This is a genomic window from Duganella callida (genome assembly GCF_004614165.1).
Lineage (GTDB): Bacteria > Pseudomonadota > Gammaproteobacteria > Burkholderiales > Burkholderiaceae_D > Rugamonas > Rugamonas callida.
On the sequence record NZ_SPVG01000097.1, the window covers coordinates 1 to 24,180 of the forward strand.

The window sequence follows — 24,180 nt, forward strand, 5'->3', positions numbered from 1 at the left end:
CGCCGGCATCGGCGCGGCCCCAGCTGAGCGCGGCCAAGCCCGCGCCCGCGCTGCGCGCCAGGACGCCGCCGCCAGCGGCCGACGACTGGGAAGAGTTCTAAACGCAAAACGCCACCCTCAGCGGTGGCGTTTTGCCGTCATCCTTGGCTGCACCTGCTGCCCGCCTCTCATTCTCCCTGCGCCGCATCGCGCACCAGGGCGACAATGCCTTCCAATGGCTTGGCCAGTTCCGGGCTGATCTGGTGGCGTGCCGCCAGATACGACGGCGCGTTGTAGCTGACCCAGACCGCGCCGGCCGCGTCGCGCCAGGCCAGCGCCTTCAGCGGCAGGTCGATGGCGGCAGTCGGGTTGGCCTGCATCACGGGTGTGCCGCCCTTGGGATTGCCGAACACCACCATCTGCGAATCCTGCATCTCCAGGCCGGCGCGGCGCGCGTCGGCGGCAAAATCGATGCGGGCGAAGATCAGCATGTGGCGCGCCTCAGCCAGCGCGGCGATGCGCTGCGCGGTTTCGGCGACGGTATAACGGCTGGCGATGGTCTCCAGTCCGGTGGTCTGAGCATGGGTCATGGTGACGGCTCCGGCAAAAATGAGGGTTGAGATAAATTTTTTCATACGGTGTACGATAGCCGTCCTTGTCGGCGTTTTGGATGCGCAATCGCTGTTTTTTGCAACCGAAACGCCAGCCCATCACGATATTTGCATGGACCTCACTTCCGCCCTGCTCGCCCAGACCGGCATGCGCGCCAGCACCTTCCACAGCGGCAGCTATTGCAGCGTGACCGCCTTCGACGACGACGCCGCGCACGGCCACCTGCACCTGCTGCGCCAGGGGCGCCTGACCATCGCCCTCGGCGACGGCGGCCAGCTGCGGCTGGAGCAGCCGACGCTGGTGTTCTTCCCCGGTCCCTGCGCGCACAGCGTGATCGCCCGCCGCCAGGACAAGGCCGAACTGGTCTGCGCCAGACTGCACTACACGGGCGGTCTCGGCAATCCGCTGAAGGCGGCGCTGCCGCCGTACCTGGCGGTGCCGCTGGCGCAGGCGCCGATGCTGGCCGACATCCTCGACTGGCTGTTCCGCGAGGCGGCGGGCGACGCCTACGGTCGCCTGGCCGCCACCGACCGCCTGTTCGAGCTGCTGGTGATCCAGCTGCTGCGTCATCTGCTGCGCCAGGCCACGCTGCTGCCGGGCGGCCTGGCCGGCCTGGCCGACGCCCGCATCGCGCGCGCGCTGGACGCCATCCACCGCCAGCCGGAACAGACCTGCAGCGTGCCGGAACTGGCGCGGCTGGCGGCCATGTCGCGCGCCAGCTTTGCCGCCCGCTTCAAGCAGCTGGTCGGCCAGACGCCGGCCGACTACCTGACCGGCTGGCGCATCACCCTGGCGCAAAAACGCCTGCGCGAAGGTGCGCCGATATCGGCCGTGGCGGCGCAGGTGGGTTATGAAAGCCCGTCGGCGCTGGCGCGCGCGTTCCGCCGCCGCACGGGGCTCAGCCCGCGCGATTGGCTGGCGCGGGCGGACGTCCCCGACTAGCGCGCACTGCGGCTGTAGACCAGCAATTCCTTTTCCGGCTTGTCCAGCTTACCGGACATGGGGATCACCCGCACCAGCCGGAACGGCGTGCCATCCCGCAGCATCGATTCGAATGCGTCCATGGCCGGCTGGTCCGCCAGGTAGCCGGGCTGGGCCACGATGGTGTCGATCCGGTTACGTTCGAGCAGGCGCACAATTTCCGGCTTGCCCAGGCCGCTGTCCCGGATGCCGATGCCGCGCATGATGGCGATTTCCACCAGCAGCTTGTCGGCGCGCCGCACGCCGATGTCGGCGCGCGTGGTGGCGGTACGCAGGTCGAAGATGAAACTGCCGTCACGGTGGGCCGAGATCAGCACATTGCGCCGCGCCGGGGTCAGCTGCGCCGCCACCTGCGCCGCCTGCTTGAAACCGGCCACGAAGGGCACCGGCGGCATCAGCGCCAGCTGCACCAGTTGCCACAGCGCCAGCGCCGGCAGCGCCAGCGACGCCAGCCGCGCCCCCAGCAGCGACAATCCGTACGCCGCCGTCAGAAACAGGAAGGCGATGCCGGGCAGGTTGAAACGGCTGTCCTTGTTGGACACCACGGTGAAAAACACCCAGGCGCAGACCGTGAACGCCAGCAGCACCAGCGCCGGCGGCGGCAGCCGGCGCTGCCACGCGGCGCGGACGATGCCGGCCAGCCCCGCCAGCACCAGCGCGATGCACGGCCAGCCGAACTGCTGCGGCAGACAGCGGACATACCAGGTCCAGTTTTCGAACGTCCACAAGCCCGGCATGCCAGGCACCGCCGTGGCCAGCGTCTGGTTGACCCTGGCGAAATAGGCCGCCATCAGTACCGCCGGCGCCGCCACACAGCCCATCAGCGCCAGCGCGATCAGCCGCTGGCGCAGCGGCGCCGGCGCCGGCTGGCGGTGCAGGAACAGAAAGTACCCCATCACCGGCACCGCAAACACCGCCTGCACCCGGGTCAGCATCGCGCAGCCCAGCAGTACCGCGCTCAAGTACAACCACTTGCGGCCGCCCTGTTCCGTATAACGCGTCAGCGCCCAGCTGCTTGCAAGCAACACCGCGATGGCCGGCACATCGAGCTGCACCTGGCGCGACCACAGCGCGAACGGTGCCAGGCTCAGCAGCGCCAGCACCGCCGCCCCGGCCGTCAGCGGCCCCAACTGGCGGCGCAGCAGCAACCAGGCCATGGCGCCGGCCAGCAGCGCATACAGGCTGACCATGGCCTGCGCCACCGCGTGGCTGGCCCCCAGCAGCACCAGCAGCGGCACCGCGCTCAGATAAAACAAGGGCGGATAAAAGCCGACATTCACCGCCGGATAGCGCTGGTAGTAATCGCGGGCGAACTGGAACGGGTCGCGCAGGCCGCCATCGAGCAGGAAGTCGCGCAGGAACACGCCGTTCATCGCATGGCGCGACGCGTCGTACCACCAGAAATCGCCGTCGGTGGGCGCGCTGTGAAAGTAGTACAGCGCCAGCGCCGCGATCGCCGCCAGCGCCGCCGCCGCACGCCAGCGCCGCGCCAGGCTCATGCGCCCACCCGGCGCTTGAAGCCGGCGCCGACCACGCGGTCGACGTGGAAGCGCGGCCGTTTCTTCGACGCCTCGTAGACTTTGGCCAGGTATTCGCCGATCACGCCCAGGCTGAGCAGCTGCACCCCGCCGAGGAAATACATCGGCAGCACCACCGAGGCCCAGCCCGGCAAGGCATGGTCGGTGAACAGGCGCGTGAACAAGGCCCAGGCCGCCAGACCCATGCTGCCGACCGACACCACCACGCCGGCACCGGTGATGATGCGCAGCGGATACGCGGTAAACGAGGTGACGCCCTGCCAGGCCAGCCCCAGCATTTTCCGCAGCGGATACTTGGACTCGCCGGCGAACCGCTCCGCCCGCTCGAATTCCACCACCGAGGTCTGATAGCCGAGCTGCATCACCAGTCCGCGCAGGAACAAATGGGTTTCCTCGTAGGTCCGCAGGGTTTCCACCGCGCGCCGCGACAGCAGGCGGTAATCGGCGTGGTTGAACACCACCTGCACGCCCAGCAGGGCCAGCAGCCGGTAATAGCCTTCCGCGCTGACGCGCTTGAACCAGGTATCGCAGGCGCGGCTGCTGCGCACGCCGAACACGATCTCGCTGCCGGCGCGGTACTGGCACACCATCTGCGGAATGGCGCCGAGGTCGTCCTGCAGATCCGCGTCCAGACTGATCAGTACATCGCCGGGCGCGGTCAGCAGGCCGCACAGCAGCGCGTTCTGGTGGCCGCGATTGCGGCTGAGCTTGATTCCGCCGACTTCCTCATGCGTCGCCGCGTAGCCGGCGATCAGGGCCCAGGTCTGGTCGCGGCTGCCGTCGTCGACGTAATAAATGCTGCTGCCGGGCGCCATCTGGCCGCCGGCGATCCATTCCCGCAGCAGCGCCAGCAGGCGCCGCGTGGTCTCGGGCAACACTTCCTGCTCGTTGTAACAGGGCAGCACCAGGCTGACCACGGGGGGAACGCTGACGTCGTCTACGGGCGAAACGTCCAGAGCGCGCTGACCAGGTAGTTCCATACGATCACACCTATAGTAGTCAAGATTTGCGCCGGCGCCGCCGGCACGCCCATGGCCATCAGCGTACTGAGCAAAACGTAATTCAACAGCCAGCCCATCAGCGCCATGGCGGCAAATCGCAGCGCCGCGGCGCGGCTGCCGGCGCGGGTGCGGAAAGTCACGCGCGCGTTCAGCCAGTAATTGACCAGGGCGCTCACGGCATAGCCCAGCGTCGAGGCCGTCACCACCCGCAGGCCGGCGCCATACACCAGCAGCAGGGCCAGCCCGTAGTGCAGGGCGGTGCTGCCGCCGCCGACGAGCAGAAAACTGAACAGACTGCGTCCAGACAGGTTGTTGGCGGCCGGCATGGTGGTGGATTCAGGTGATGAGCGCGCGATGAAAATTGCATTGCTTACAACATCACCCTACCATATCCGTCACCGTTAAGCTCGTGAATTGTTAAAGAATGTGAAAAAACCACAGCGCCGCTTGACGCTGATCAGACGCTGGCGGACGCGAGCTCCGGGGTCAGTTCTGCCAATCGCACACAAGCCCAGCCGTAGCGCGTGCTACGGCTGGGCTTGTGTGCGATTGGCAGAACTGACCCCGGATTTCTCAGCGCGCCATGCGCTCGCGCAGGTCGCGGATTTCGGCGGCGTAGTTGTCGCGCGCGGTGACGGCGCCCACCAGTTCCATCTCGGCCGCCAACCGCGCGTCCGACAGGCGGGCCGATTCGGCCACGTTGCGCTCCAGCTGGGCGCGCAGGTCGGCCAGCTGGGCGTCTTTGCCTTCGATCGCCAGCTGGTCCTTGGCCTTGCCGACCAGGGCGTCGGTGGCGATGGTGCGGGCGTTGCGCAGTTCGGCGTTCAGTTGGTCGATGTCCTCGGCGCGCTGGGCCGCCAGCGCCAGCGCTTCGTCGCGCGCGGCGGTCATGCCGGCCAGTTCGGCTTTCAGGGCGTCCAGCTCGGCCGTGGACTGGGCCAGCGCGTCGCGCGCCGGCGCCGCGCTGTCCTCGGCCACTTGCCGCACCCAGTCGTTGAGCGCGCTGGCAATGGACTCGGGAATGGCGTGCGATGTCATGACTACCTCCGGCAAGATTCAGAGCTGACACGATACCGCACGGGGTTGCCGCAGGGCAAGCACCAACGCGCGATCAGGCCGCGCGCAGCCACGCCATGCGCGCAATCGTCGCCGGATTGACACAGGCCAGCACTTCCAGCGCGGCGCCACCGACCGCGCCGGCGATGAGGTTATTGGCGATCCATAAACAGGTGCCGCACAAGGTCAGCAGCGCCGGGCACAAATGCCAGGTAGCCGACGCACTGCGCCGGTGAGGTCCAACCGCTTGCCATAGCGCGCGATCACAGCATCAGCGCGGCTTATGCTGCCGCCAAAGAATTACTGAATATCCACGCGCGCCGCCCGGTCCTACCATGGCTGCATCGGGTGCCTGGGCGCACCCGGCACTTAAAGGAGATCCAACATGACTGACTTGAAACGTCGCAGCGTCCTGGCCGGCGCCGCCGCCGGGGCCGTGGCTTTCGGCGCCGCCGCCGCCGCCAAGGCCGCCGAATTCGGCAATCCGGACCGCCCGCCGCAGGGCGCGATCAATTCCTCGGCCATCGCCAACGCCGAGCCGGGACCACAGAACCCGCAGCTGCGCGACGTGCTGCCGGACTTCGCCAATCCGCCGGCCACCGACGTCGGCGGCATGGCCATCCCGTGGGCCTCGTTCAACCTGGCGCACAAGCGCATCCAGGACGGCGGCTGGGCGCGCGAAGTGACCACCAAGGCGTTCCCGATTTCCAAGGACATCGCCGGCGTCAACATGCGGCTCGGTCCGGGCGGCGTGCGCGAGCTGCACTGGCACCAACAGGCCGAGTGGGCCATCATGGTCAGCGGCGAGGTGCGCATCACCACCATCGACAGCCAGGGCCGCGCCGAAGTGTCCGACGTGCGCGCCGGCGACATCTGGTATTTCCCGCCCGGCCTGCCGCACTCGCTGCAAGGGCTGGGCAGCAACGGCGGCGAATTCGTGCTGGCCTTCGACAACGGCGCCGCCGGCGAATTCAACACGCTGATGGTGTCCGAGTGGATGGCGCACACGCCGCCGGCCATCCTGGCGCAAAACTTCGGCGTGCCGGCCGACAAGTTCAGGAACATCCCGCTGGAACAGCTGTGGATCTACCAGGGCGCCCAGGCCGGGCCGCTGGCGGCCGACCAGGCCTATGTGGCCTCGTCCGGCGGCCGGCCCGATCATCCGTTCATCTTCCGCATGGGCGCGATGGCGCCCACCGTGCGCCAGCCCGGCGGCGAGGTGCGCATCGTCGACAGCCGCAATTTCCCGGTGTCGAAAACGGTGGCGGCGGCGATGGTGACGCTGCGTCCCGGCGGCCTGCGCGAAATGCACTGGCACCCGGATGCCGACGAGTGGCAGTACTTCATCCAGGGCAGCGGCGCCATGACCGTGTTCAACAGCGGACCGGCGGCGCAGACGGTCAATTTCAATCCCGGCGATGTCGGCTACGTCGAGAAAAATCTCGGCCACTACATCAAGAACACCGGCAGCACCGACCTGGTGTTCCTGGAATTGTTCAAGTCCGACCATTTTTCGGAAATCACGCTGTCGCAATGGCTGGCCAACACCCCGCGCCAGCTGGTGCGCGAACACCTGCGCGTGGACGACGCCACCCTCGACGTGATCCACAAGCTCAAGGACCGCCGCGACGTGCTGGCCTGAGCGCCGGTGCCACCGCCCCGCCGCATGGCCCCGCCCCCGCCATGCGGCGCCCCATTCTGAAAGGAAGTCACCATGACCGCCACCGCCGCCACCGCTCTGCCCGTCCCGCCCGCGTCGCCGCGCCCCGCCCGTTCGCTGCTAGCCTTCGCCGGTCCGGCCGTGATCGCCTCGGTGGCCTACATGGATCCCGGCAACTTCGCCACCAATATCGAGGCCGGTTCGCGCTACGGCTACCAGCTGCTGTGGGTGGTGCTGCTGTCCAGCCTGGTGGCGATGCTGTTCCAGGCCATGTCGGCCAAGCTCGGCATCGTCACCGGCCACAGCCTGGCGGAACTGTGCCGCGCGCAATTCTCGCGGCCGGTGGTGATCGGCATGTGGCTGGGCGCGGAGATCGCCGCCATCGCCACCGATCTGGCCGAATTCATGGGCGGCGCGCTCGGCATTTCGCTGCTGTTTCACCTGGCGCTGGGCTGGGGCTTGCTGATCACCGGCATGCTCACTGTCCTGATCCTGTCGCTGGACCGGCACGGTTTGCGGCCGCTGGAAATCGCCATCGGCGCGCTGGTGGCGGTGATCGGCCTCAGCTACCTCGCCGAGTTGCTGATCGCGCCGCCCGACTGGCCGGCGGCGCTGTTCCACAGCGTGGTGCCGCAGCTGCACGGCCACGATGCGCTGATGCTGGCGGTCGGCATCGTCGGCGCCACCATCATGCCGCACTCGATTTATCTGCACTCGGGCCTGACCGGGCAGCGCGCGCCGGCCGTCAACGATGCCCAGCGGCGCCGGCTGCTGCGCTGGTCCAATCGCGAAGTGGTGCTGGCGCTGGGCCTGGCCGCGCTGGTCAACATGGCCATGGTGGCGATGTCGGCCCGGGCCTTCAGCCGCACCGCGCCGGGACTGGCCGACATCGCGGCCGCCTACCGCACGCTGGCGCCGGCGCTGGGCGCGGGCGCGGCCGGCCTGTTCCTGGTGTCGCTGCTGGCGTCCGGCATTTCCAGTTCGGTGGTCGGCACCATGGCCGGCCAACACATCATGCAGGGCTTTGTCGGCTTCCGCGTGCCGCTGCTGGCGCGGCGGCTGATCACCATGGTGCCGGCGGTGCTGGTGTGCCTGGTCACCGATCCGATGCGGGCCATGCTCGGCAGCCAGGTCGTGCTCAGCATTCTGTTGCCGCTGCCGCTGATCGCGCTGGTGGTGCTGTCGGCGCGGCCGTCGGTGATGGGGCGCTTTGCCGCCTGCCGCAAGCTGACCTGGACGGCCTCAGCGGCCACCGCCGCCATCGTGCTGCTGAACGCGGCCTTGATCTGGCAGGCGCTGGCCTGAAACAATGTGGGCCGCCGTCTCGCCCAGCAGAAACTGCTGGAACGCGCGCGCCACCGGCGGCAGCGGCCGGTCGCTGCAGTACACCGCATGCCAGTGGCGTATCAGCGGAAAACCCTGCACGTCCAGCTGGCGCAGGCGGCCGTCGCGCAACTCGTCCTCGACATCGTGCGCCGACAACAGGCTGATCCCCATACCGGCCATCACCGCCTGCTTCACCGCTTCGCCGGCGCCCAGCTCCATCACGCGCGGCGGCGCGGCGCGGTGCAGGAAAGCTTCGTTGGCGGCGTGGCGGGTGTCGGTGCCGTTTTCGCGCACGATCAGGCACTCGGCGCCGAGACGGCCGCGGGCGATGGCGCGCGCGCCGACCAACGCATGCGCCGGCGCGGCCACCAGCACGAACGGATGCTCGGCAAACGGTTGCGCCGCCACATGCGGCATCTCGGGCGCGCGCACCATCACCGCCAGATCGATCTGCTCGCTGCGCAGCATGGCGATCAGCTGGTCGCGCGGGCTGACTTTCATCTCCAGTTCGACGTCGCCGCGGTCATGCAGGAAAGCGTTGATCAGGTGCGGGAAGAAGCGGCTGCCGGAAGTGATCACGCCGACCCGCAGATGCTGGGTGCCGCCGCTTATCAGATCGGCCAGCGACTGCTCGGCATGGTTCAGGTCGGCCAGGATCACCTGGCAATGGCGCAGCACCAGGTGGCCGCCGTCGGTCAGCGCGATGCGCTTGCCATGGTGCGCGAACAGCGGCACGCCGGCCAGCTCCTCGACCTGCTTGATCTGCATCGATACCGCCGGTTGGGTCAGATGCAGATCCTCGGCCGCGCGCGAAAAGCTCAGGTGCCGCGCCACACTTTCGAAAATGCGGATCTGGCGGAGTGTGATGTGTTTCATCCACCCAGTGTAGCTGAGCCTTTGGGAGAGGCGCCCCTCCCGCTGGAGCAGGCTGCCGTGTAGGACAACGCGCCGTCTTACGGCAGCAGCAACAGCTTGCCGGTGGTGGCGCGGCTGGCCATGTCGGTGTGCGCGCGCACCGCGTCCGCCAGCGGATAGACCGCGCCGATGTTGATCTTCAGCTTGCCCTCGGCGATCCAGTCGAACAGCTGCCCGGCGTGATGGCGCAGCAGTTCCGGTGTGGGGATCAAATTGGCGTACACGGCGTAACCGAGCTTGATGCTCTTCGGCAGGCTCATGATGTTAAGCGCGCCGGGGCCGCCCAGCACCGGACCGTACCAGCAGAAGGTGCCGGAACGCCGCAACACGTCCAGCGAACCCTGGAAGGTCGAGGGTCCCGAGCCGTCATACACCACGTGCACGCCCGCGCCGTCGGTCAACCGCAATGCCTGCTCGGCAAACTTGCCTTCGGCATCGACGATCACGTGGTCGGCGCCGGCCGCCTTGGCCGCCGCTACCTTGTCCTGCGACGACACGCGGCCGATGACTTTGCCGCCGTACAGCTTGGTGATCTGCGTCAGCAGCAGGCCGACGCCGCCCGCCGCCGCGTGCACGAAGGCGATGTCGCCCGGCTGCGTGCGGTAAAAATCGGTGGCGAAGTGCTTGGCGGTCAGGCCCTGCATCATGCTGGCGGCGGCGGTCTGGTCGTCGATAAAGTCGGGCACCGCCACCAGCGCGCCGGCCGGAACGGCGATGCGCTGCGCATAGCTGCCCGGCGCATACACCCACGCCACGCGCTGGCCGACCTCGAAGCCGCTGACGCCCGCGCCCAGCGCCACCACCCGGCCCATGCCCTCGGCACCGAGGATTTTCGGATTCGGCGTCTCGTTCCAGGACATGCCCTGGCGGATGCCGATGTCCATGAAGTTGACGCCGGCCACCGCCACCTCCACCAGCACCTCGCCGGCCCGCGGCGCCGGCTCGGGACGCTCGACGTATTCCAGCACACCGGCATCGCCCACCGCGTTCATCACAACTGCTTTCATCATAGCTCCTTTATTTGAATGATCATTCCATAATTGGTGAAAAAAAAGGCTCAATGCAGAGCCTGAAGGGCAAAACGGGCCAGCGCGTGCAGTTCGGCATCCTCGGCGCCGCCACGCGCGGCCATGCGGATGCCGGCCACGTTGGCCAGCAAGAAGGCCGCCGCATGCTGGGCATTCACCGCGGAAGGGACGTCGCCCTGCCGCTGCGCCTCGGCGATGCGGGCGGCAATCGCCTTGCTCAGCACACGGCCGGTGGCGGCGTGCAGCTGGTTCAGTTCCTCGCGGCTGACGCCGAACTCGGTGAGCGATCCCAGCCCCAGGCACGGCATGTGCGCCTCCGCCACCACCCGCGCCATCATCGCGCGCAGGCCGTCGATGGCTTTCGGGCCGGTGGCCAGCGCGGCCAGATGGGCGCGCGATTCGGCGTCGCCGTAGCGCTGCACGGCGGCGCGGTACAGCTGCCACTTGTCGCCGAACGTGTCATACAGGCTCTGGCGGCCGATGTTCATCGCCTCGGTCAGCATGCCGGCGGACGTGGCGGCGTAGCCGTGCTCGCGAAACACGCCAAGCGCGGCTTCGAGCGCGGTGTCCTGATCGAATTCTTTTGGTCTGGCCATGCGACCAGCATACCTCATATTGGAATGCTTGGTCAACAACCTCACGCCAGCACCGCGCTGCGCTGTTCGATGCGGGCGAGCAGGCGGTGCAGGGCCACCGCATCGTCAAAGGTCGGGCTCAAGCGCGTGCCATGCAGCAGGTCCGAGGCCAGCCGGGCATATGCGGCCGCCACCGGCTGTGCCGGCCCTTCGATCGCCGCGGCCGGCAACGCCAGTACCTGCAAGCTGCCGTCCAGGCGTGCACCGCGCAATTCGAAGCCGCCGATGCCCACATAGCCAACCGGACTGGTCAGCACCAGGTCGCCCTCGCTGCCGTTGATCTCGACGTGGAAATTGGTGCCACGCGACAGGCCGCCGCGGAAATGCGCCGACAGCGCCGCACCGTTCTCCAACTGGGCCGCCAGCAGCACCTGGTCAGCCACCGTGTAGGGCTGCTCATCGCCCGACTCCTCGATGCGCACCGTCTTGCGCGCATTGCCCTGCATGCCTGACAGCGAAGCCACGCCGCTGCCGACCGCGTGCAGCACGCCATCCAGCGTATGCGCGAACGGCACGTTCAGCATGGCGGCGCCATTGGCACGGTCCAGCGTGTAGCGATAACTTTCCGGCATCGTGGCGCCCCACAGGATGCCCGAACCAAGCACCGACACCGACAGCACGCGGCCCACATAGCCCTCGGCAATCAGTTCGCGCAGGCGCACGAACGGTGGCGCGGCACGCGTCTGCAGGCCGATGGCGGTGGCCACGCCGCGCTCGCGCGCCAGGTCGCGCAGCGCTTCCGCTTCGGCCAGACTGACGCCCAGCGGCCATTCCGAAAACACCGCCTTGCCGGCGGCGATCGCCTGAGTGACCAGCGCATGGTGTTGCGGCACCTTGACCGTCACCACCACCAGATCGACCTCGGGGTGGCGCACCAGTTCCTCGGCCGAGGCCAGCGCGTGGGGCACGCCGAATTTCTGTGCGGCGGCCTGCGCCGTCGCCGGCTCGTGGTGGCTGAGCGCGGTGATGCGGTAGTCCGGCAGCGCCTGCAGGGCCGGAATGTGGGCGGTGGCGGCCCAACCTTTTTCGGGATGCACGCCGATCAGGCCGACGCGGACGGGAAATTGCTGCATGATGTTTCCTTATGATCTGATGGGTCTATAATAGGCACAGCAGATCAGACTATCAATCGCCATAAATCCAAATTTATTGTCTACTCGTCCAAATCAATCATATAGATGGATCCCTTAACTGATATTCTCAGCGGCCTGCACATCCGCCGCGCCAGCTACACCCGGCTGGACGCCACCGCGCCGTGGGGCGTGAAATCGCCGGGCGAACCGGGCATCAATTTCGTAATGGTGCTGCGCGGCTCGGCCCTGCTGAGCGTCGATGGTCAGGCGCAGCCGCTGGGCTTGCGCAGCGGCGACCTGTTCATCATGCTGGACGGCACGCCGTTCCGCCTGGTCGATCACGAGGATTCGGCCCTGATCGATTGCGTGGACGTGGAAAAGCTGCGGGTGGATAACCGCATCAAAATCGGCGGCGACGGCGCCCTTACCACCTTCATCGGCGGCGCCTTCGAGATCGACGCGCTGGCGGCGCAACCGCTGCTGGCGGCTCTGCCGGCGCTGCTGTACCTGAAGCTGGACGCCCAGCGCAGCCTGGCCTTCCAGTCGGTGCTGGAAATGCTGGCGCTGGAAACGGAATCGCCCGGACTGGGCTCGGAAGCGGTGATCGGCCGCCTGTTCGAACTGCTGTTCGTGCACGCGATCCGCGCCTACACCCAGCTGGCCTGCGGCGCGGCGAGCCGCGGCTGGCTGGCCGCACTGGCCGACCGCCAGCTGGCCAAGGCGCTGGAAGCCATGCATGGCGATCCGGCGCAGGACTGGACGGTGGAAACGCTGGCGCGCGCGGCCGGCATGTCGCGCTCCAGCTTTGCTGCCCGCTTCAAGGAGGTGGTGGGCCAGACGCCGCTCGACTACCTGACCCGGTGGCGCATGTACCGCGCGCGCCGCCTGCTGCGGCAGGACAACCTGGCGCTGTCCGAAGTGGCGCGCCAGGTCGGCTACGAATCGGCGGCCGCCTTCAACCGCGTGTTCCGGCGCGAGATGGCGATCACGCCGGGCGCCTTCCGCAAGGCCGGCGCGGCGGCCTGATTACGCCGGCGTGACCAGACCTTTTTCCACCGCCGGACGGGCGACGAAGTTGGCCAGCACGCGCGCCACGTTGGGGAAGTTCTCGAAGCCGACCAGCGGCGCCGCCTCGTAGAAACCGACCAGGTTGCGCACCCACGGGAAGATGGCGATGTCGGCGATGGTGTACTGCTCGCCCATGATCCACGCGCGGCCTTCCAGGCGTTTTTCCAGCACGCCCAGCAACCGCCTGGCTTCGTTGACGTAACGGTTGAGCGGGCGCTTGTCCTCGTATTCCTTGCCGGCGAAGCGGTGGAAGAAGCCGACCTGGCCGAACATCGGGCCGATGCCGCCCATCTGGAACATCACCCACTGCAGGGTCTCATAGCGGCCGGCGGCGTCGGCCGGGATCAGCTTGCCGGTTTTCTCGGCCAGGTAGACCAGGATCGCGCCCGATTCGAACAGCGGCAGCGGCTTGCCGTCCGGTCCGTCGGGATCGATGATGGCCGGGATCTTGTTGTTCGGATTCAGCGACAGGAAGTGCGGCGTGGTCACGCCCTCGTCGTTCAGCGGAATCTTGTGGGCTTCGTACGGCAGGCCGATTTCCTCCAGCATGATCGACACCTTGACGCCGTTCGGCGTGGCCATCGAGTACAGCTGCAGGCGCTCGGGATGCTGGGCCGGCCATTTGTCGTTGATGAAAAATCCAGACAGCGCGTGGGACATCGTGTTCTCCGTGGCAAAAGCAAAACGCCTATTCTCCACTCATTCCGGATTTCCTGCAGTCCGTCGCATTTTTTTCCATCGGCCTGAAGATGGATATAAGATCGTCATGCTTTCCATTCTTTCAAGAGGCCCAATGATGCGCTACGTCCTGTCCGCTGTCCTGCTTGCCGCCGCACTCCCTGCCCATGCCCAGACGCCCGCCACCGACGTACCGCTGATCGAGCGCGCGAAAATCTTCGGCAATCCGACCAAGGCCGCAGCCCGCCTCAGCCCCGACGGCAAGTGGCTGTCCTGGATCGCGCCGCGCGACGGGGTGTTGAACGTGTGGGTGGCGCCGGCCGACCATCCGTCGCAGGCGAAACCGCTGACCGATGAAAAAGTCCGCCCCATCCGCAGCAATTTCTGGTCGCCCGATTCTAAAGTGGTGCTGTTCATCCAGGACAAGGGCGGCGATGAAAACTTCCTGCTGTATGGCGTCGACGTCGCCAGCGGCAAGCAGACCAATTACACGCCGTTCGAGAAGACCCGCGCCCAGGTGCTGCAGATCAGCAGCAAGATCAAGGACCGCATCCTGGTCGGCATCAACAACCGCGATCCGCGCTGGCACGATGTGTACAGCCTGGAGCTGGCGACCGGCAAGCTGACGCTGGTGCAGCAGAACGATGGCTACGGCGGCTTCCTGGCCGACGACCAGCTCAAGCTGCGCATCGCCGAAAAATCGCGCGCCGACGGCGGCGTCAGCTACTACCGCATGAACGATGGCAAGGTGGAAAGCACGCCGCTGGTCGAGGTCGGCCTGGAGGATTCGCAGACCACCTCGCCCTGGGCCTTCACCACCGACGGCAGCACCCTGTACTGGACCGACTCGCGCCAGCGCAACACCTCGGCACTGGTGGCGCAGGATGTCGCCAGCGGCAAGATGACTGTGCTGGCCGAAGACCAGCGCGCCGACATCGGCGGCACCCTGCAGGACAAGAAGACCGGCCGGGTGCAGGCCTACAGCATCGATTACCTGACCCAGGAATACGTGCCGCTGTCGGATGACATCAAGGATGACCTGGCCTTCCTGAAGAACAACACCAAAGGCCAGTTCGTCATCACCTCGCGCACCGAGGCCGACGACAAATGGCTGGTGGCGGTGGACGCCGTCACCGCGCCCGACGCGACCTGGCTATACGACCGCAAGGCCAAAAAGCTGACCCGGCTCTACGTCAGCCGCCCCGAGCTGGAAGGCGCGCCGCTGGCGGCCATGCAACCGGTGGAAATCAAATCGCGCGACGGCCTGACGCTGGTGTCCTACCTGACGCTGCCGAAAACCGTGGACCCGACCGGCAGCGGCAAGGCCGGCAAGCCGGTGCCGATGGTGCTGTTCGTCCACGGTGGTCCGTGGGCACGCGACCGCTACGGCTACAACAGCTACCACCAGTGGCTGGCCAATCGCGGCTACGCGGTGCTGTCAGTGAACTACCGCGGCTCGACCGGCTTCGGCAAGAACTTCATCTCGGCCGGCGACCTGCAATGGGGCCGCAAGATGCATGACGACCTGATCGACGCGGTGCAATGGGCGATCAGGAACGGCGTCACCACCGGCGACAAGGTGGCCATCATGGGCGGCTCGTATGGCGGTTACGCCACGCTGGCCGGCGTCACCTTCACCCCGACCACGTTTGCCTGTGGCGTCGACATCGTCGGCCCCTCCAACCTGTTCACGCTGCTGCAGACCATTCCGCCGTACTGGGAAGCCGGCAAGCAGCAGTTTTACAAGCGCATGGGCGACCCGACCACCGAGGATGGCCGCGCGCTGCTGAAGGAACGTTCGCCGCTCAACTACGCCGACAAGATCCGGCGGCCGCTGCTGATCGGCCAGGGCGCCAACGATCCACGCGTCAACGTGCGCGAATCGGAACAGATCGTCGACGCCATGGCGGCCAGGAAGATCCCGGTAACCTACGTGGTGTTCCCCGACGAGGGCCACGGTTTCGCACGTCCGGTCAACAACATCGCCTTCAACGCGGTGACCGAAAACTTCCTGGCGCAGTGCCTGGGCGGCCGCGCGGAAGCGATCGGCAATGCGGTCAAGGCTTCCACCGCGCAGGTGAAGCACGGCGCCGAGTTCGCGCCCGGCCTGGCCGAAGCCATCAAATGAAGGCCCGCCGCGCACGGGACGCCGGCCTGTGCGCGGCTGACGCTTTGCGGCCGGCTTGAACATGATCGCGGCGGTTGACGGCCGGGCACCCGCACAGCGTGGCCTGGACCGGCGCCCGTTCAGCCGCCGTCCGCCCGGGCCAGCGAGGCGCGCAGGGTCATCGTCACCGGGTAGCTGCGCGTGACCGGCCGCCCCAGGTCGTAACAGCGGTTCAGCAGGTCGCTGACACCGTTCAGCGTCATCTCGCGCCACGGCATGTGCACCGTGCTCAGGCGCGGCGCCGAAAATTCCGCGCTGGGCGTGTCGTCGTAGCCGATCACCGAGATTTCATGCGGCACGCGGATGCCGGCCTCCTGAAAATACGACAGCGCGCCCACCGCCATCTCATCGTTGGCGCAGAACATGGCGCTGCAGCGCCGTCCCGATTCCATCAGCTCCTTGGCGGCCGACCAGCCGCCGGCCGGCGAAAAGTCCTTCTCCACCACCCACAGCTGGCTGTCGGCGATGCCGGCCGCCTGCATCTCGCGCATGAAGCCGTTCACGCGCGAGACGCTGTCCGGCAGGCTGGCCGGGCCGGCCACCACGGCGATCCGCCGGTGGCCGTGGTCGAGCAGCGTGCGCGCGGCGATCTTGCCGCCCAGCTGGTGATCGACCGTGAAACACTGGGCGGCAATGCTGTCGAACTGGTGGTTCAGCACCACCACCGGCTTGGGCCGCGGCCCCAGCGCCGCCAGGTCTTCCTCCAGCAGCACGTTGCTCATCAGGATCAGGCCGTCACAACCGCGCTCGACAAGGAAGGCCATGCCCTCGATCGCCTGCTGGCGCGCACCGCCCAGGCCGGCGCCGAAGGCCACCACCATGTGCAGGCCGGAGGCGCGCAGTTCGTTGTCGATGATCTGCAGGATGGGCGTGTAAAACGTACCGCTCAGCACCGGGATGTACACGCCGATCATCTGGCTGCTGCCGGACAGCAGGGTGCGCGCCGCGTGCGACGGCCGGAAGCCCAGCTCGTCGATGGCGGCCCTGACCTTGGCCAGGGTAGCCGGCGACACCGAGCCCTTGCCGCTGACCACGCGCGACGCCGTGCCCAGTCCCACGCCAGCCAGCCTGGCCACGTCCTTAATGGTCGCCATGCGTTTTCACATAGGTCATGATGTTGAGGAAGGTGTCGGTCCAGTAGCGGTCGCGGTGCGCGGCCAGATAACTTACCAGCTCCTCGTGCGCCGCCGCGCTGGTGGTCAGATAATCGCCGCCGACGCCGTGGAAAGTGAAGTTGACCATGGTGCCCTGGCGCGCGGCCTGCTCCACCAGCGCGATCAGCTGCTGGCCGCTCAGCCCTTCCGGCGCGTACACGCCGACCGCATACGGATCCAGGCCGCGCATGGCGGGCGTGACCGCCGTGCCGCCGACCTTGATGGCGACAAAGGCGTCGCGCAGGCCGGGCAGATAATTGACGCCGCCCGCCAGCACGTCGCCGCACGGCACGGTGTAGGTGCGCTCGCGCTTGCCGTCGATGGCGTACAGCATGGTGTTGGCGACGCGCACCTGGTCCTGCATCTGCTCGGCTGTGGTGGTGTCGAGGTCGCGCTGGCGCTGCACCCAGTCGTGCCCCGCCGCCTTGGCCGAACACTGGTGGAACAGGCTGTGGTTGCCGAGCTCGTGGCCATGGGACGCCGCGCGGCGCCAGTCGGCCAGCCGCTTGTCGACCGCCGGATTCGACAGCTGCAAATAGAAACTGCCCTTCAGCCCGTATTTGTCCAGGGTCGGAATCGCGTGGTCGAGCTGGGAGTCGAGCGCGTCGTCGTAGGCCAGACTGACGGCGGCGCGGGCGCCGTGTGGCCAGCGGTAAGCGGATTCGGCCGGTTCGGCGGCCGAACCGGCGGTGTGCGCCGCCAGCAGCGCCGCCAGGGTCAAGCAGGTGCGTAGTGTCATCCGGGGTCTCTCTGATGGAAACGTTACCAGATCATGGCACCGCCTGATAACGTTGTCAAACCCTGTGAGGGTTTGGAAACGTTGCCAATTTGCCGCACTCGGCATGAAAACACATGCATGAGAGGCCAAACTGCTGCGCTGCGAATTGACTTTGATTTTTGGCCAATGCTATATTCATCACACATTTGGAAAGCTTTCCAGAATTTTCAGATGCGGTAGCGAGGCGGAGTTGTTTATATAAAAACAGGAGATAACATGCAATATCCCAAGACACGACACACTTTAATGAGCCTGGCCGTGGCCAGCGCTTGCGCGGCGGCCACCCAGGGCTACGCCCAGGAGACGCCCAGGGTCGCGGCGGCCGGCGAAGATCAGCCGGTGCAAAGCATCGTGGTCACCGGCCTGCGCCAGTCGCTGGCCTCGTCCATGAACCTGAAGCGCAATTCCGACGGCGTGGTCGACGGCATCGTCGCCGAAGACATCGGCAAATTCCCCGACACCAACCTGGCCGAATCGCTGCAGCGCATTTCCGGCGTGTCGATCGACCGCTCGATCGGCGAAGGCTCGAAGATCACCGTGCGCGGCGTCGGCCCCGACTTCAACCTGGTGCTGCTGAACGGCCGCCAGATGCCGACCTCCAACCTGGGCGATCTGAATGGCCGCGCCTTCGACTTTGCCAACCTGGCGTCGGAAGCGATCTCGCAGCTGCAGGTCTACAAGACCAGCCGCGCCGAGAACGCCACCGGCGGCATCGGCGCCACCATCAACGTGATGACCGCCAAGCCGCTCGACCGCCCCGGCCTGCACGCCAGCATCGGCGCCAAGGGCGTGTATGACACCTCCAACGACACCCTGCCGAAAGACGTCCAGGCCAGCAAGTCGCTGACGCCGGAAGTGTCGGGCATCTACTCGAACACCTTCGCCAACAACACCTTCGGTATCGCCCTGACCGGCAGCTACCAGGAACGCAACCTGGGCTACAACAACGCCGCCGTCAGCAACGGCTGGAAGGGCCCGTTCCGCGGCGACGAAAACAACTGGGGCACCATCCCGCAAGGTCCGAGCGCCGATTGCCCGCAGTGCACCATCACCAACCGCCCGACCGGTTCGCAGCTGTACTCGGTGCCGCAAAACCTGAACTACAACTTCAACGGCGTCAAGCGCCAGCGTACCAACGCCCAGCTGACCTTGCAGTACAAGCCGGTCGACACCCTGGTCACCACGCTGGACTACACCTATTCCGAGAACAAGATCCAGACCAAGCGCAACGATATCTCGGCCTGGTTCAACTTCGGCCCGTCGAGCAGCGCGTGGACCCAGGGCTCGCCATCGAGCCCGCTGATGTACAAGGAATTCGTGTCCAACAGCGACATCGCCATGGGCGCGGCCGACTTCGCCACCAAGACGCAGAACAAATCGCTGGGCTTCAACGCCGTGTGGAAGCCGACCAACACCCTGCGCCTGGAACTGGACGCGCACCACTCGACCGCCGAATCGGGCGCCGACAGCCCCTTCGGCTCCAGCAACACCCTGGGCACCGCCAGCTTCAGCCGCGGCAACACCACGGCCGACTTCAGCCACGACTTCCCGGTGCTGAGCATCGACGGCGCCGACTTTGTCGGCAAGCCGCAGCAAGTCACCGGCTCGGTGTTCACCAACTCCTATATGCGCGGCGAAGTCGAGCAGTTCCAGACCAAGGGCGCCTGGAAAGTGCTGGAAGCGTCCGAGCTGAAATTCGGCCTCAACTACACCAAGGTGGACAACCGCTCGGCCTTCTCCAACAACCAGCGCGACACCTGGGGCGGCGCCACCAAGCCGTCCGACTACCCGAGCAGCCTGTGGCACCAGGACACGCTGCGCCAGTACTTCGACAAGATCGACGGCAGCAACAGCTCGGCGCTGTTCAACCAGTTCTACACGTTTAACTTCAACCAGGTGCGCCAGGCGGCGGCCGCCGCCTCCGGCCTGCCGAACATGTATCTGCCGAAGAATTACTTCGACAACGACGCCCGCACCGAAGAGAAGTCCAAGGCGCTCTACCTGCAGTTCAACACCGACTGGGATACCGTCCTGCCGATCCACACCGCGTTCGGCGTGCGCTACGAAAAAACCGACGTGGTCTCGACCGCGCTGGTGCCGGCCGCCACCAAGATCACCTGGGTGTCGCAGAACGAGTTCCCGATCACCTTCGGCGACCCGACCTTCACCACCCTCACCGGCCGCTACCACAACCTGCTGCCGAGCTTCGACTCCGACGTCGACCTGACGCCGAACCAGAAGCTGCGCTTCAGCTACGGCGAAACCATCGGCCGGCCGCGCTGGGACCAGATCCAGGGCGGCACCACGCTGAACTCGCTGGTGCGCACCGACGGCGGCACCGGCTCGCAGGGCAACCCGGCGCTGAAGCCGGTCAAGTCGAAAAACTTCGACCTGTCCTACGAGTGGTACTACGGCGAACAGAACTTCGTCTCGCTGGGCCTGTTCAAGAAGAACCTGGAAAACTACGCCGGCCAGTCGCGCATCATCGCCACCCCGTTCAACCTGCACACGCCGGTCGGCGGCGCGCTGTGGAACGAAGCGATCGCCAAGTCGTGCGCGAATACCGACACCACCTGTATTCGCAACTATATCTTCACCAACCACCCGACCGCACCGGGCGTGACCCCGCCGGGCGTGAACGGCGACGTCAACGGCAGCATCGTCGGCCAGCCGAGCGATCCGGTCGCGCAGTTCCAGATCACCTCCTTCTCCAACCAGAAGAAGGCCAGCCTGAACGGCGCCGAGATCAACCTGCAGCACATGTTCGGCAACAGCGGCTTCGGCATCTCGACCAACTACACCTATGTGCATTCGGGCCTGCGTTACGACAACAACGCGGTGGGCGAACAGTTCGCGCTGGTCGGCCTGTCCAACTCGTACAACGTGGTCGGCATCTTCGAGAACAAGAAGTGGACCGGACGCCTGGCCTACAACTGGCGCGGCGAGTTCCTGTCGTCGACCTTCGACGGCGCCGGACCGAACCCGCAATACGTCGAACCGTACGGCCAGCTGGACCTGAGCATCAGCTACAACTACAACGACAAGCTGAGCTTCCAGTTCGAGGGCATCAACCTGACCGACGAAATCCAGCGCGTGCACAGCCGCACCAAGCAACAGCTGGAATCGGTGACGCAAGCCGGTCCGCGTTACATGATAGGCGCGCGCTACAAGTTCTAAGAACGTTGTAGCCACACCACGCCAAGCCGCTGTTTATCAGCGGCTTTTTTTGTTCGGATCGGTTAAACTTCCTGCAACTCATTACGTAATAAGGCGGACTATGGTGCGGCGTATCGTGATCGTGGGCGGCGGCTCCGCCGGCTGGCTGACGGCCGGGCTGATGGCGGCGGAGCAACGCGCCGGCGTGCAGGTCACGCTGATCGAATCGCCCGACGTGCCGCCCATCGGCGTCGGCGAAGGCACCTGGCCCAGCATGCGTGACACGCTGCGCCGCATCGGCGTGTCCGAGTCCGATTTCTTCCGCGAGTGCGACGCCGCCTTCAAGCAGGGCTCGCGCTTCAACCGCTGGGTCGATGGCGGCGCGCAGGACTATTATTTCCACCCGTTCTCCATGCCGCAGGGCTACAGCGAAGTCGACCTGCCCGCCCAGTGGCAGGCCCAGCATCCGCATATCCCGTTCGCCGACCTGGTCAGCTACCAGCCGCATTTGTGCGTGCAGGGGCGCGCGCCCAAGCAGCCGGCGACGCCGGAATACGCCTCGGTGGCCAACTACGGTTACCACCTCGATGCCGGCAAGTTCGGCGTGTTCCTGCGCAAGCACTGCCTGGAAAAGCTGGGCGTGCAGTACGTGCCGGACCACGTGCTGGCGATCCGGTCGCACGACAATGGCGACATCGCCGCGCTGCAGACCCGCGAACACGGCGCGCTCGAAGGCGACCTGTTCATCGACTGCACCGGCATGCAAGCGCTGCTGCTGGGCCAGCACTACGGCGTGCCGCTGATTTCGCAGAAGCACGTGCTGTACAACGATTCCGCGCTGGCGGTGCAGGTGCCCTACCCGGCCGCCGATTACCCGATCGCCTCGCAGACCTCGTCCACCGCGCAAAGCGCCGGCTGGATCTGGGACATCGGCCTGCCGACCCGGCGCGGCGTGGGCCACGTCTACGCCAGCGGCTATATCAGCGACGATCAGGCCGAGGCGGAACTGCGCGCCTACATCGCGCAGACCAGCGGCCAGACCGACATCCCCCAGCCGCGCAAGCTCAGTTTCAGCCCCGGCTACCGTGCACGGTTCTGGCACCGCAACTGCGTGGCGATCGGCCTGTCGGCCGGCTTCATCGAGCCGCTGGAAGCGTCGGCCCTGGCGCTGGTGGAAATGTCGGCCAGCATGGTGTGCGACGAACTGCCGGCCGACCGCGCCGCCATGGACATCGTCGCCCGGCGCTTCAACGAAGCCTTCACCTACCGCTGGGAACGGGTGATCGACTTCCTCAAGCTGCACTACACGCTGAGCCGGCGCCGCGACAGCGCCTACTGGCGCGACAATACGGCCGAGACGCCCGAGCGCCTGGCCGAACTGCTGACCCTGTGGCGCCACCGCGCGCCCTCGCGCAACGACTTCAACCGCATCGAAGAAGTGTTCCCCTGGGCAAGCTATCAGTACATCCTGTACGGCATGGGCTTCCGCAGCGAATTCAGCCGCGCGTCCAGGCCGCGGGACGCCGCCATCGCGGACGGCTATTTCCGCGAAGCTGCATCACTCACCCGAAAAATGCTGGGCGCGCTGCCGGACAACCGCACGCTCATCCATCACATAAAACAGCACGGCTTGCAGAAGATATAGAAAGAGACAAATGCCTACTCCGGTTTTACTGAACAACATCGAACACAAAGACATGCGCATCATCACCGCCCGCGGCGCCCGGTACGGCGACCAGGTGATGGCGGTGACCACCTTCCCGTCCGAGTTCCGCGACGTGCAGGCATGCTTCCCCATCGTGTTCCGCAAGACCACCGACGGCCTGGGCTTCGAACCGATCGCGCTGTTCGGCTTCCACGAAGCGGAAAACCTGTTCCTCCAGGGCGAGCGCTGGGATGCGCCGTACGTGCCGATGATGCTGGAGCGCCAGCCCTTCCTGATCGGCGTCAGCGGCGAGGAACTGATGATCAATGTCGACCTCGACCACCCGCGCGTCAGCCGCGACCAGGGCCAGGAGGTGTTCCTGCCGCACGGCGGCAACACGGAATACCTGGAACGCGTCAACTCGCTGCTGTCGGCCATCCACCAGGGCATGCAGGGCATGGGCGGCTTCCTGTCGGCGCTGCTCGAACACGAACTGCTGGAAAGCTTCGTGCTCGACGTCGAGCTGAACGACGGCTCGCAGAACCGTCTGATCGGCTTTTACACCATCAACGAAGACCGCCTGCAGGCGCTGTCGGGCGAGGCGGTGGCCAAGCTGCACGCCGCCGGCCACCTGCAGGCGATCTACCTGGTGATCGCCTCGCTGTCCAACTTCCGCATGCTGATCGACCGCAAGAATGCTAGCCTCGCCTGAAGCCATCCGCGAAGTCCATGGCCTCACGCCGACCACGCTCGGCGACGAGATCCTGACCTCCACCACGCCGCTGGTCCTGCGCGGCCTGGCGGCGGACTGGCCGATGGTGCGCGCCAGCCTGGAATCCGACCAGGCCGGCGACGCCTACCTGCGCCGCTACTACCAGGGCGCCACCGTCGGCGCCATGCTCGGTGCGCCGGACTCGGCCGGCCGCTTCTTCTACAACGAGCAACTGAACGGCTTCAACTTCCAGCCGGTGCGCGCCAAGCTGAACGCCGTGCTGGACGAAATCCAGGCCAAGCGCGACATGCATCCGGCGCCGACCGTGTACGTCGGCTCGACCACCATCGACACCTGTCTGCCCGGCTTCCGCCAGCACAACGACCTCGACCTCGGAGCGCGCGACGCCCTGGCCAGCATCTGGATCGGCAACCGCACCCGCATCGCCGCCCACTACGACCTGCCCGACAACGTCGCGGTGGTGGCAGGCGGGCGCCGCCGCTTCACGCTGTTCCCGCCGGAACAGCTGCCGAACCTGTACATCGGCCCGATCGATTTCACGCCGGCCGGCCAGGCCATCAGCCTGGTCGATTTCCACCAGCCGGACCTGGACAAGTTCCCGCGCTTCGCCGAAGCCATGCGCCACGCACAGAGCGCCGAGCTGGCGCCGGGGGACGCCATCTTCATCCCCAGCATGTGGTGGCACCACATCGAGGCGCTGTCGCCGTTCAATGTGCTGATCAACTACTGGTGGCGGCAGTCGCCCGACTACATGGATACGCCGACCACGGCCCTGATGACCGCCATCCTCACCATGCGCGACCTGCCGCCGGCGCAGCGCAAGGTCTGGCAGGACATCTTCAACCACTACATTTTCGAGGCCGGCGAAGAAACGGCCGCGCATATCCCGCCGGCCGCGCGCGGCGCGCTGGGCCCGCTGACGGCGGACGGCGCGCGCGCCCTGCGTGCGCTGCTGCTGCAAAGACTCAACCGATAATAAGGAATAAGGAGACTACGC

At 66.6% G+C, this 24,180-nt stretch carries 22 protein-coding genes; 9 read left to right on the top strand and 13 right to left on the bottom strand.

Annotated features, from left to right (window positions below):
* Positions 1–167: 167 nt before the first annotated feature.
* Positions 168–569 carry a DUF302 domain-containing protein gene (locus tag E4L98_RS10230; RefSeq protein ID WP_135201458.1) on the bottom strand — a complete coding sequence of 134 codons (402 nt, stop codon included), beginning with the start codon at positions 567–569 and terminating at the stop codon, positions 168–170.
* A gap of 133 nt (positions 570–702) precedes the next feature.
* On the opposite strand from E4L98_RS10230, the gene E4L98_RS10235 reads away from it, so the two are divergent.
* Positions 703–1,533, top strand: coding sequence for an AraC family transcriptional regulator (locus tag E4L98_RS10235; protein ID WP_135201459.1), 831 nt, complete (start codon positions 703–705; stop codon positions 1,531–1,533).
* Here E4L98_RS10235 and E4L98_RS10240 read toward each other — a convergent pair.
* From E4L98_RS10240 to E4L98_RS10260, 5 genes are all read right to left on the bottom strand, one after another.
* A complete protein-coding gene (locus E4L98_RS10240; protein WP_135201460.1) occupies positions 1,530–3,071 on the bottom strand; it encodes an ArnT family glycosyltransferase in 1,542 nt (513 codons plus the stop codon). The two genes, E4L98_RS10235 and E4L98_RS10240, sit on opposite strands and share 4 nt — an antisense overlap.
* Positions 3,068–4,090, bottom strand: coding sequence for a glycosyltransferase family 2 protein (locus E4L98_RS10245; protein ID WP_135201461.1), 1,023 nt, complete (start codon positions 4,088–4,090; stop codon positions 3,068–3,070). The genes E4L98_RS10240 and E4L98_RS10245 overlap by 4 nt, the downstream gene beginning before the upstream one ends.
* Entirely contained in the window at positions 4,048–4,437 is a 390-nt protein-coding gene (locus E4L98_RS10250) for a GtrA family protein (protein ID WP_135201462.1), read from the bottom strand. Before E4L98_RS10250 ends, E4L98_RS10245 begins: the two co-directional genes overlap by 43 nt.
* A gap of 247 nt (positions 4,438–4,684) precedes the next feature.
* Positions 4,685–5,149 carry a hypothetical protein gene (locus E4L98_RS10255; protein ID WP_135201463.1) on the bottom strand — a complete coding sequence of 155 codons (465 nt, stop codon included), beginning with the start codon at positions 5,147–5,149 and terminating at the stop codon, positions 4,685–4,687.
* Positions 5,150–5,222: 73 nt separating this feature from the next.
* Positions 5,223–5,372, bottom strand: coding sequence for a YgjV family protein (locus E4L98_RS10260; protein ID WP_135201464.1), 150 nt, complete (start codon positions 5,370–5,372; stop codon positions 5,223–5,225).
* 180 nt (positions 5,373–5,552) lie between these two features.
* Here E4L98_RS10260 and E4L98_RS10265 point away from each other — a divergent pair, with 180 nt between their 5' ends.
* Both E4L98_RS10265 and E4L98_RS10270 read left to right on the top strand, forming a co-directional pair.
* Positions 5,553–6,809: a cupin domain-containing protein gene (locus E4L98_RS10265; RefSeq protein WP_135201465.1), complete on the top strand. Its 1,257-nt coding sequence runs from the start codon at positions 5,553–5,555 to the stop codon at positions 6,807–6,809.
* 72 nt (positions 6,810–6,881) lie between these two features.
* Entirely contained in the window at positions 6,882–8,132 is a 1,251-nt protein-coding gene (locus E4L98_RS10270; RefSeq protein ID WP_135201466.1) for an Nramp family divalent metal transporter, read from the top strand.
* On the opposite strand, the gene E4L98_RS10275 is transcribed toward E4L98_RS10270, so the two are convergent.
* The 4 genes from E4L98_RS10275 to E4L98_RS10290 form a co-directional block, all read right to left on the bottom strand.
* Positions 8,070–9,029, bottom strand: a complete 960-nt coding sequence (locus tag E4L98_RS10275) for a LysR family transcriptional regulator (RefSeq protein ID WP_135201467.1) — start codon at positions 9,027–9,029, stop codon at positions 8,070–8,072. The two genes, E4L98_RS10270 and E4L98_RS10275, sit on opposite strands and share 63 nt — an antisense overlap.
* Before the next feature lie 77 nt (positions 9,030–9,106).
* Positions 9,107–10,078 (bottom strand): quinone oxidoreductase family protein, encoded by a 972-nt coding sequence (locus tag E4L98_RS10280; RefSeq protein ID WP_229257345.1) that lies wholly within the window; start codon positions 10,076–10,078, stop codon positions 9,107–9,109.
* A 47-nt stretch (positions 10,079–10,125) separates the two neighbouring features.
* Complete coding sequence (locus E4L98_RS10285; RefSeq protein ID WP_135201469.1) at positions 10,126–10,692, bottom strand: TetR/AcrR family transcriptional regulator; 567 nt, start codon at positions 10,690–10,692, stop codon at positions 10,126–10,128.
* Between the two features lie 41 nt (positions 10,693–10,733).
* The gene (locus E4L98_RS10290) at positions 10,734–11,804 is read right to left on the bottom strand and encodes a Gfo/Idh/MocA family protein (RefSeq protein ID WP_135201470.1); all 1,071 of its coding nucleotides are present in this window, start codon (positions 11,802–11,804) and stop codon (positions 10,734–10,736) included.
* 105 nt (positions 11,805–11,909) lie between these two features.
* Here E4L98_RS10290 and E4L98_RS10295 point away from each other — a divergent pair, with 105 nt between their 5' ends.
* Positions 11,910–12,830, top strand: coding sequence for an AraC family transcriptional regulator (locus tag E4L98_RS10295; RefSeq protein ID WP_135201471.1), 921 nt, complete (start codon positions 11,910–11,912; stop codon positions 12,828–12,830).
* On the opposite strand, the gene E4L98_RS10300 is transcribed toward E4L98_RS10295, so the two are convergent.
* Positions 12,831–13,532: a glutathione binding-like protein gene (locus E4L98_RS10300; protein ID WP_135201472.1), complete on the bottom strand. Its 702-nt coding sequence runs from the start codon at positions 13,530–13,532 to the stop codon at positions 12,831–12,833. It abuts the gene before it with no gap.
* A 133-nt stretch (positions 13,533–13,665) separates the two neighbouring features.
* Here E4L98_RS10300 and E4L98_RS10305 point away from each other — a divergent pair, with 133 nt between their 5' ends.
* Entirely contained in the window at positions 13,666–15,678 is a 2,013-nt protein-coding gene (locus E4L98_RS10305) for a S9 family peptidase (protein ID WP_135201473.1), read from the top strand.
* 119 nt (positions 15,679–15,797) lie between these two features.
* Here E4L98_RS10305 and E4L98_RS10310 read toward each other — a convergent pair whose 3' ends face one another.
* Together E4L98_RS10310 and E4L98_RS10315 are read right to left on the bottom strand one after the other, a co-directional pair.
* On the bottom strand, positions 15,798–16,811 hold the full coding sequence (locus tag E4L98_RS10310; RefSeq protein WP_135201474.1) for a LacI family DNA-binding transcriptional regulator: 1,014 nt from the start codon (positions 16,809–16,811) through the stop codon (positions 15,798–15,800).
* A complete protein-coding gene (locus E4L98_RS10315) occupies positions 16,798–17,610 on the bottom strand; it encodes a polysaccharide deacetylase family protein (RefSeq protein ID WP_135201475.1) in 813 nt (270 codons plus the stop codon). Before E4L98_RS10315 ends, E4L98_RS10310 begins: the two co-directional genes overlap by 14 nt.
* A gap of 255 nt (positions 17,611–17,865) precedes the next feature.
* On the opposite strand from E4L98_RS10315, the gene E4L98_RS10320 reads away from it, so the two are divergent.
* From E4L98_RS10320 to E4L98_RS10335, 4 genes are all read left to right on the top strand, one after another.
* Positions 17,866–20,826 carry a TonB-dependent receptor gene (locus tag E4L98_RS10320; protein ID WP_135201476.1) on the top strand — a complete coding sequence of 987 codons (2,961 nt, stop codon included), beginning with the start codon at positions 17,866–17,868 and terminating at the stop codon, positions 20,824–20,826.
* Positions 20,827–20,926: 100 nt separating this feature from the next.
* Positions 20,927–22,450 carry a tryptophan halogenase family protein gene (locus tag E4L98_RS10325; protein WP_135201477.1) on the top strand — a complete coding sequence of 508 codons (1,524 nt, stop codon included), beginning with the start codon at positions 20,927–20,929 and terminating at the stop codon, positions 22,448–22,450.
* A gap of 10 nt (positions 22,451–22,460) precedes the next feature.
* The gene (locus E4L98_RS10330) at positions 22,461–23,162 is read left to right on the top strand and encodes a SapC family protein (protein WP_135201478.1); all 702 of its coding nucleotides are present in this window, start codon (positions 22,461–22,463) and stop codon (positions 23,160–23,162) included.
* Positions 23,146–24,159 (top strand): cupin-like domain-containing protein, encoded by a 1,014-nt coding sequence (locus E4L98_RS10335; protein ID WP_135201479.1) that lies wholly within the window; start codon positions 23,146–23,148, stop codon positions 24,157–24,159. Before E4L98_RS10330 ends, E4L98_RS10335 begins: the two co-directional genes overlap by 17 nt.
* Positions 24,160–24,180 lie beyond the last annotated feature (21 nt).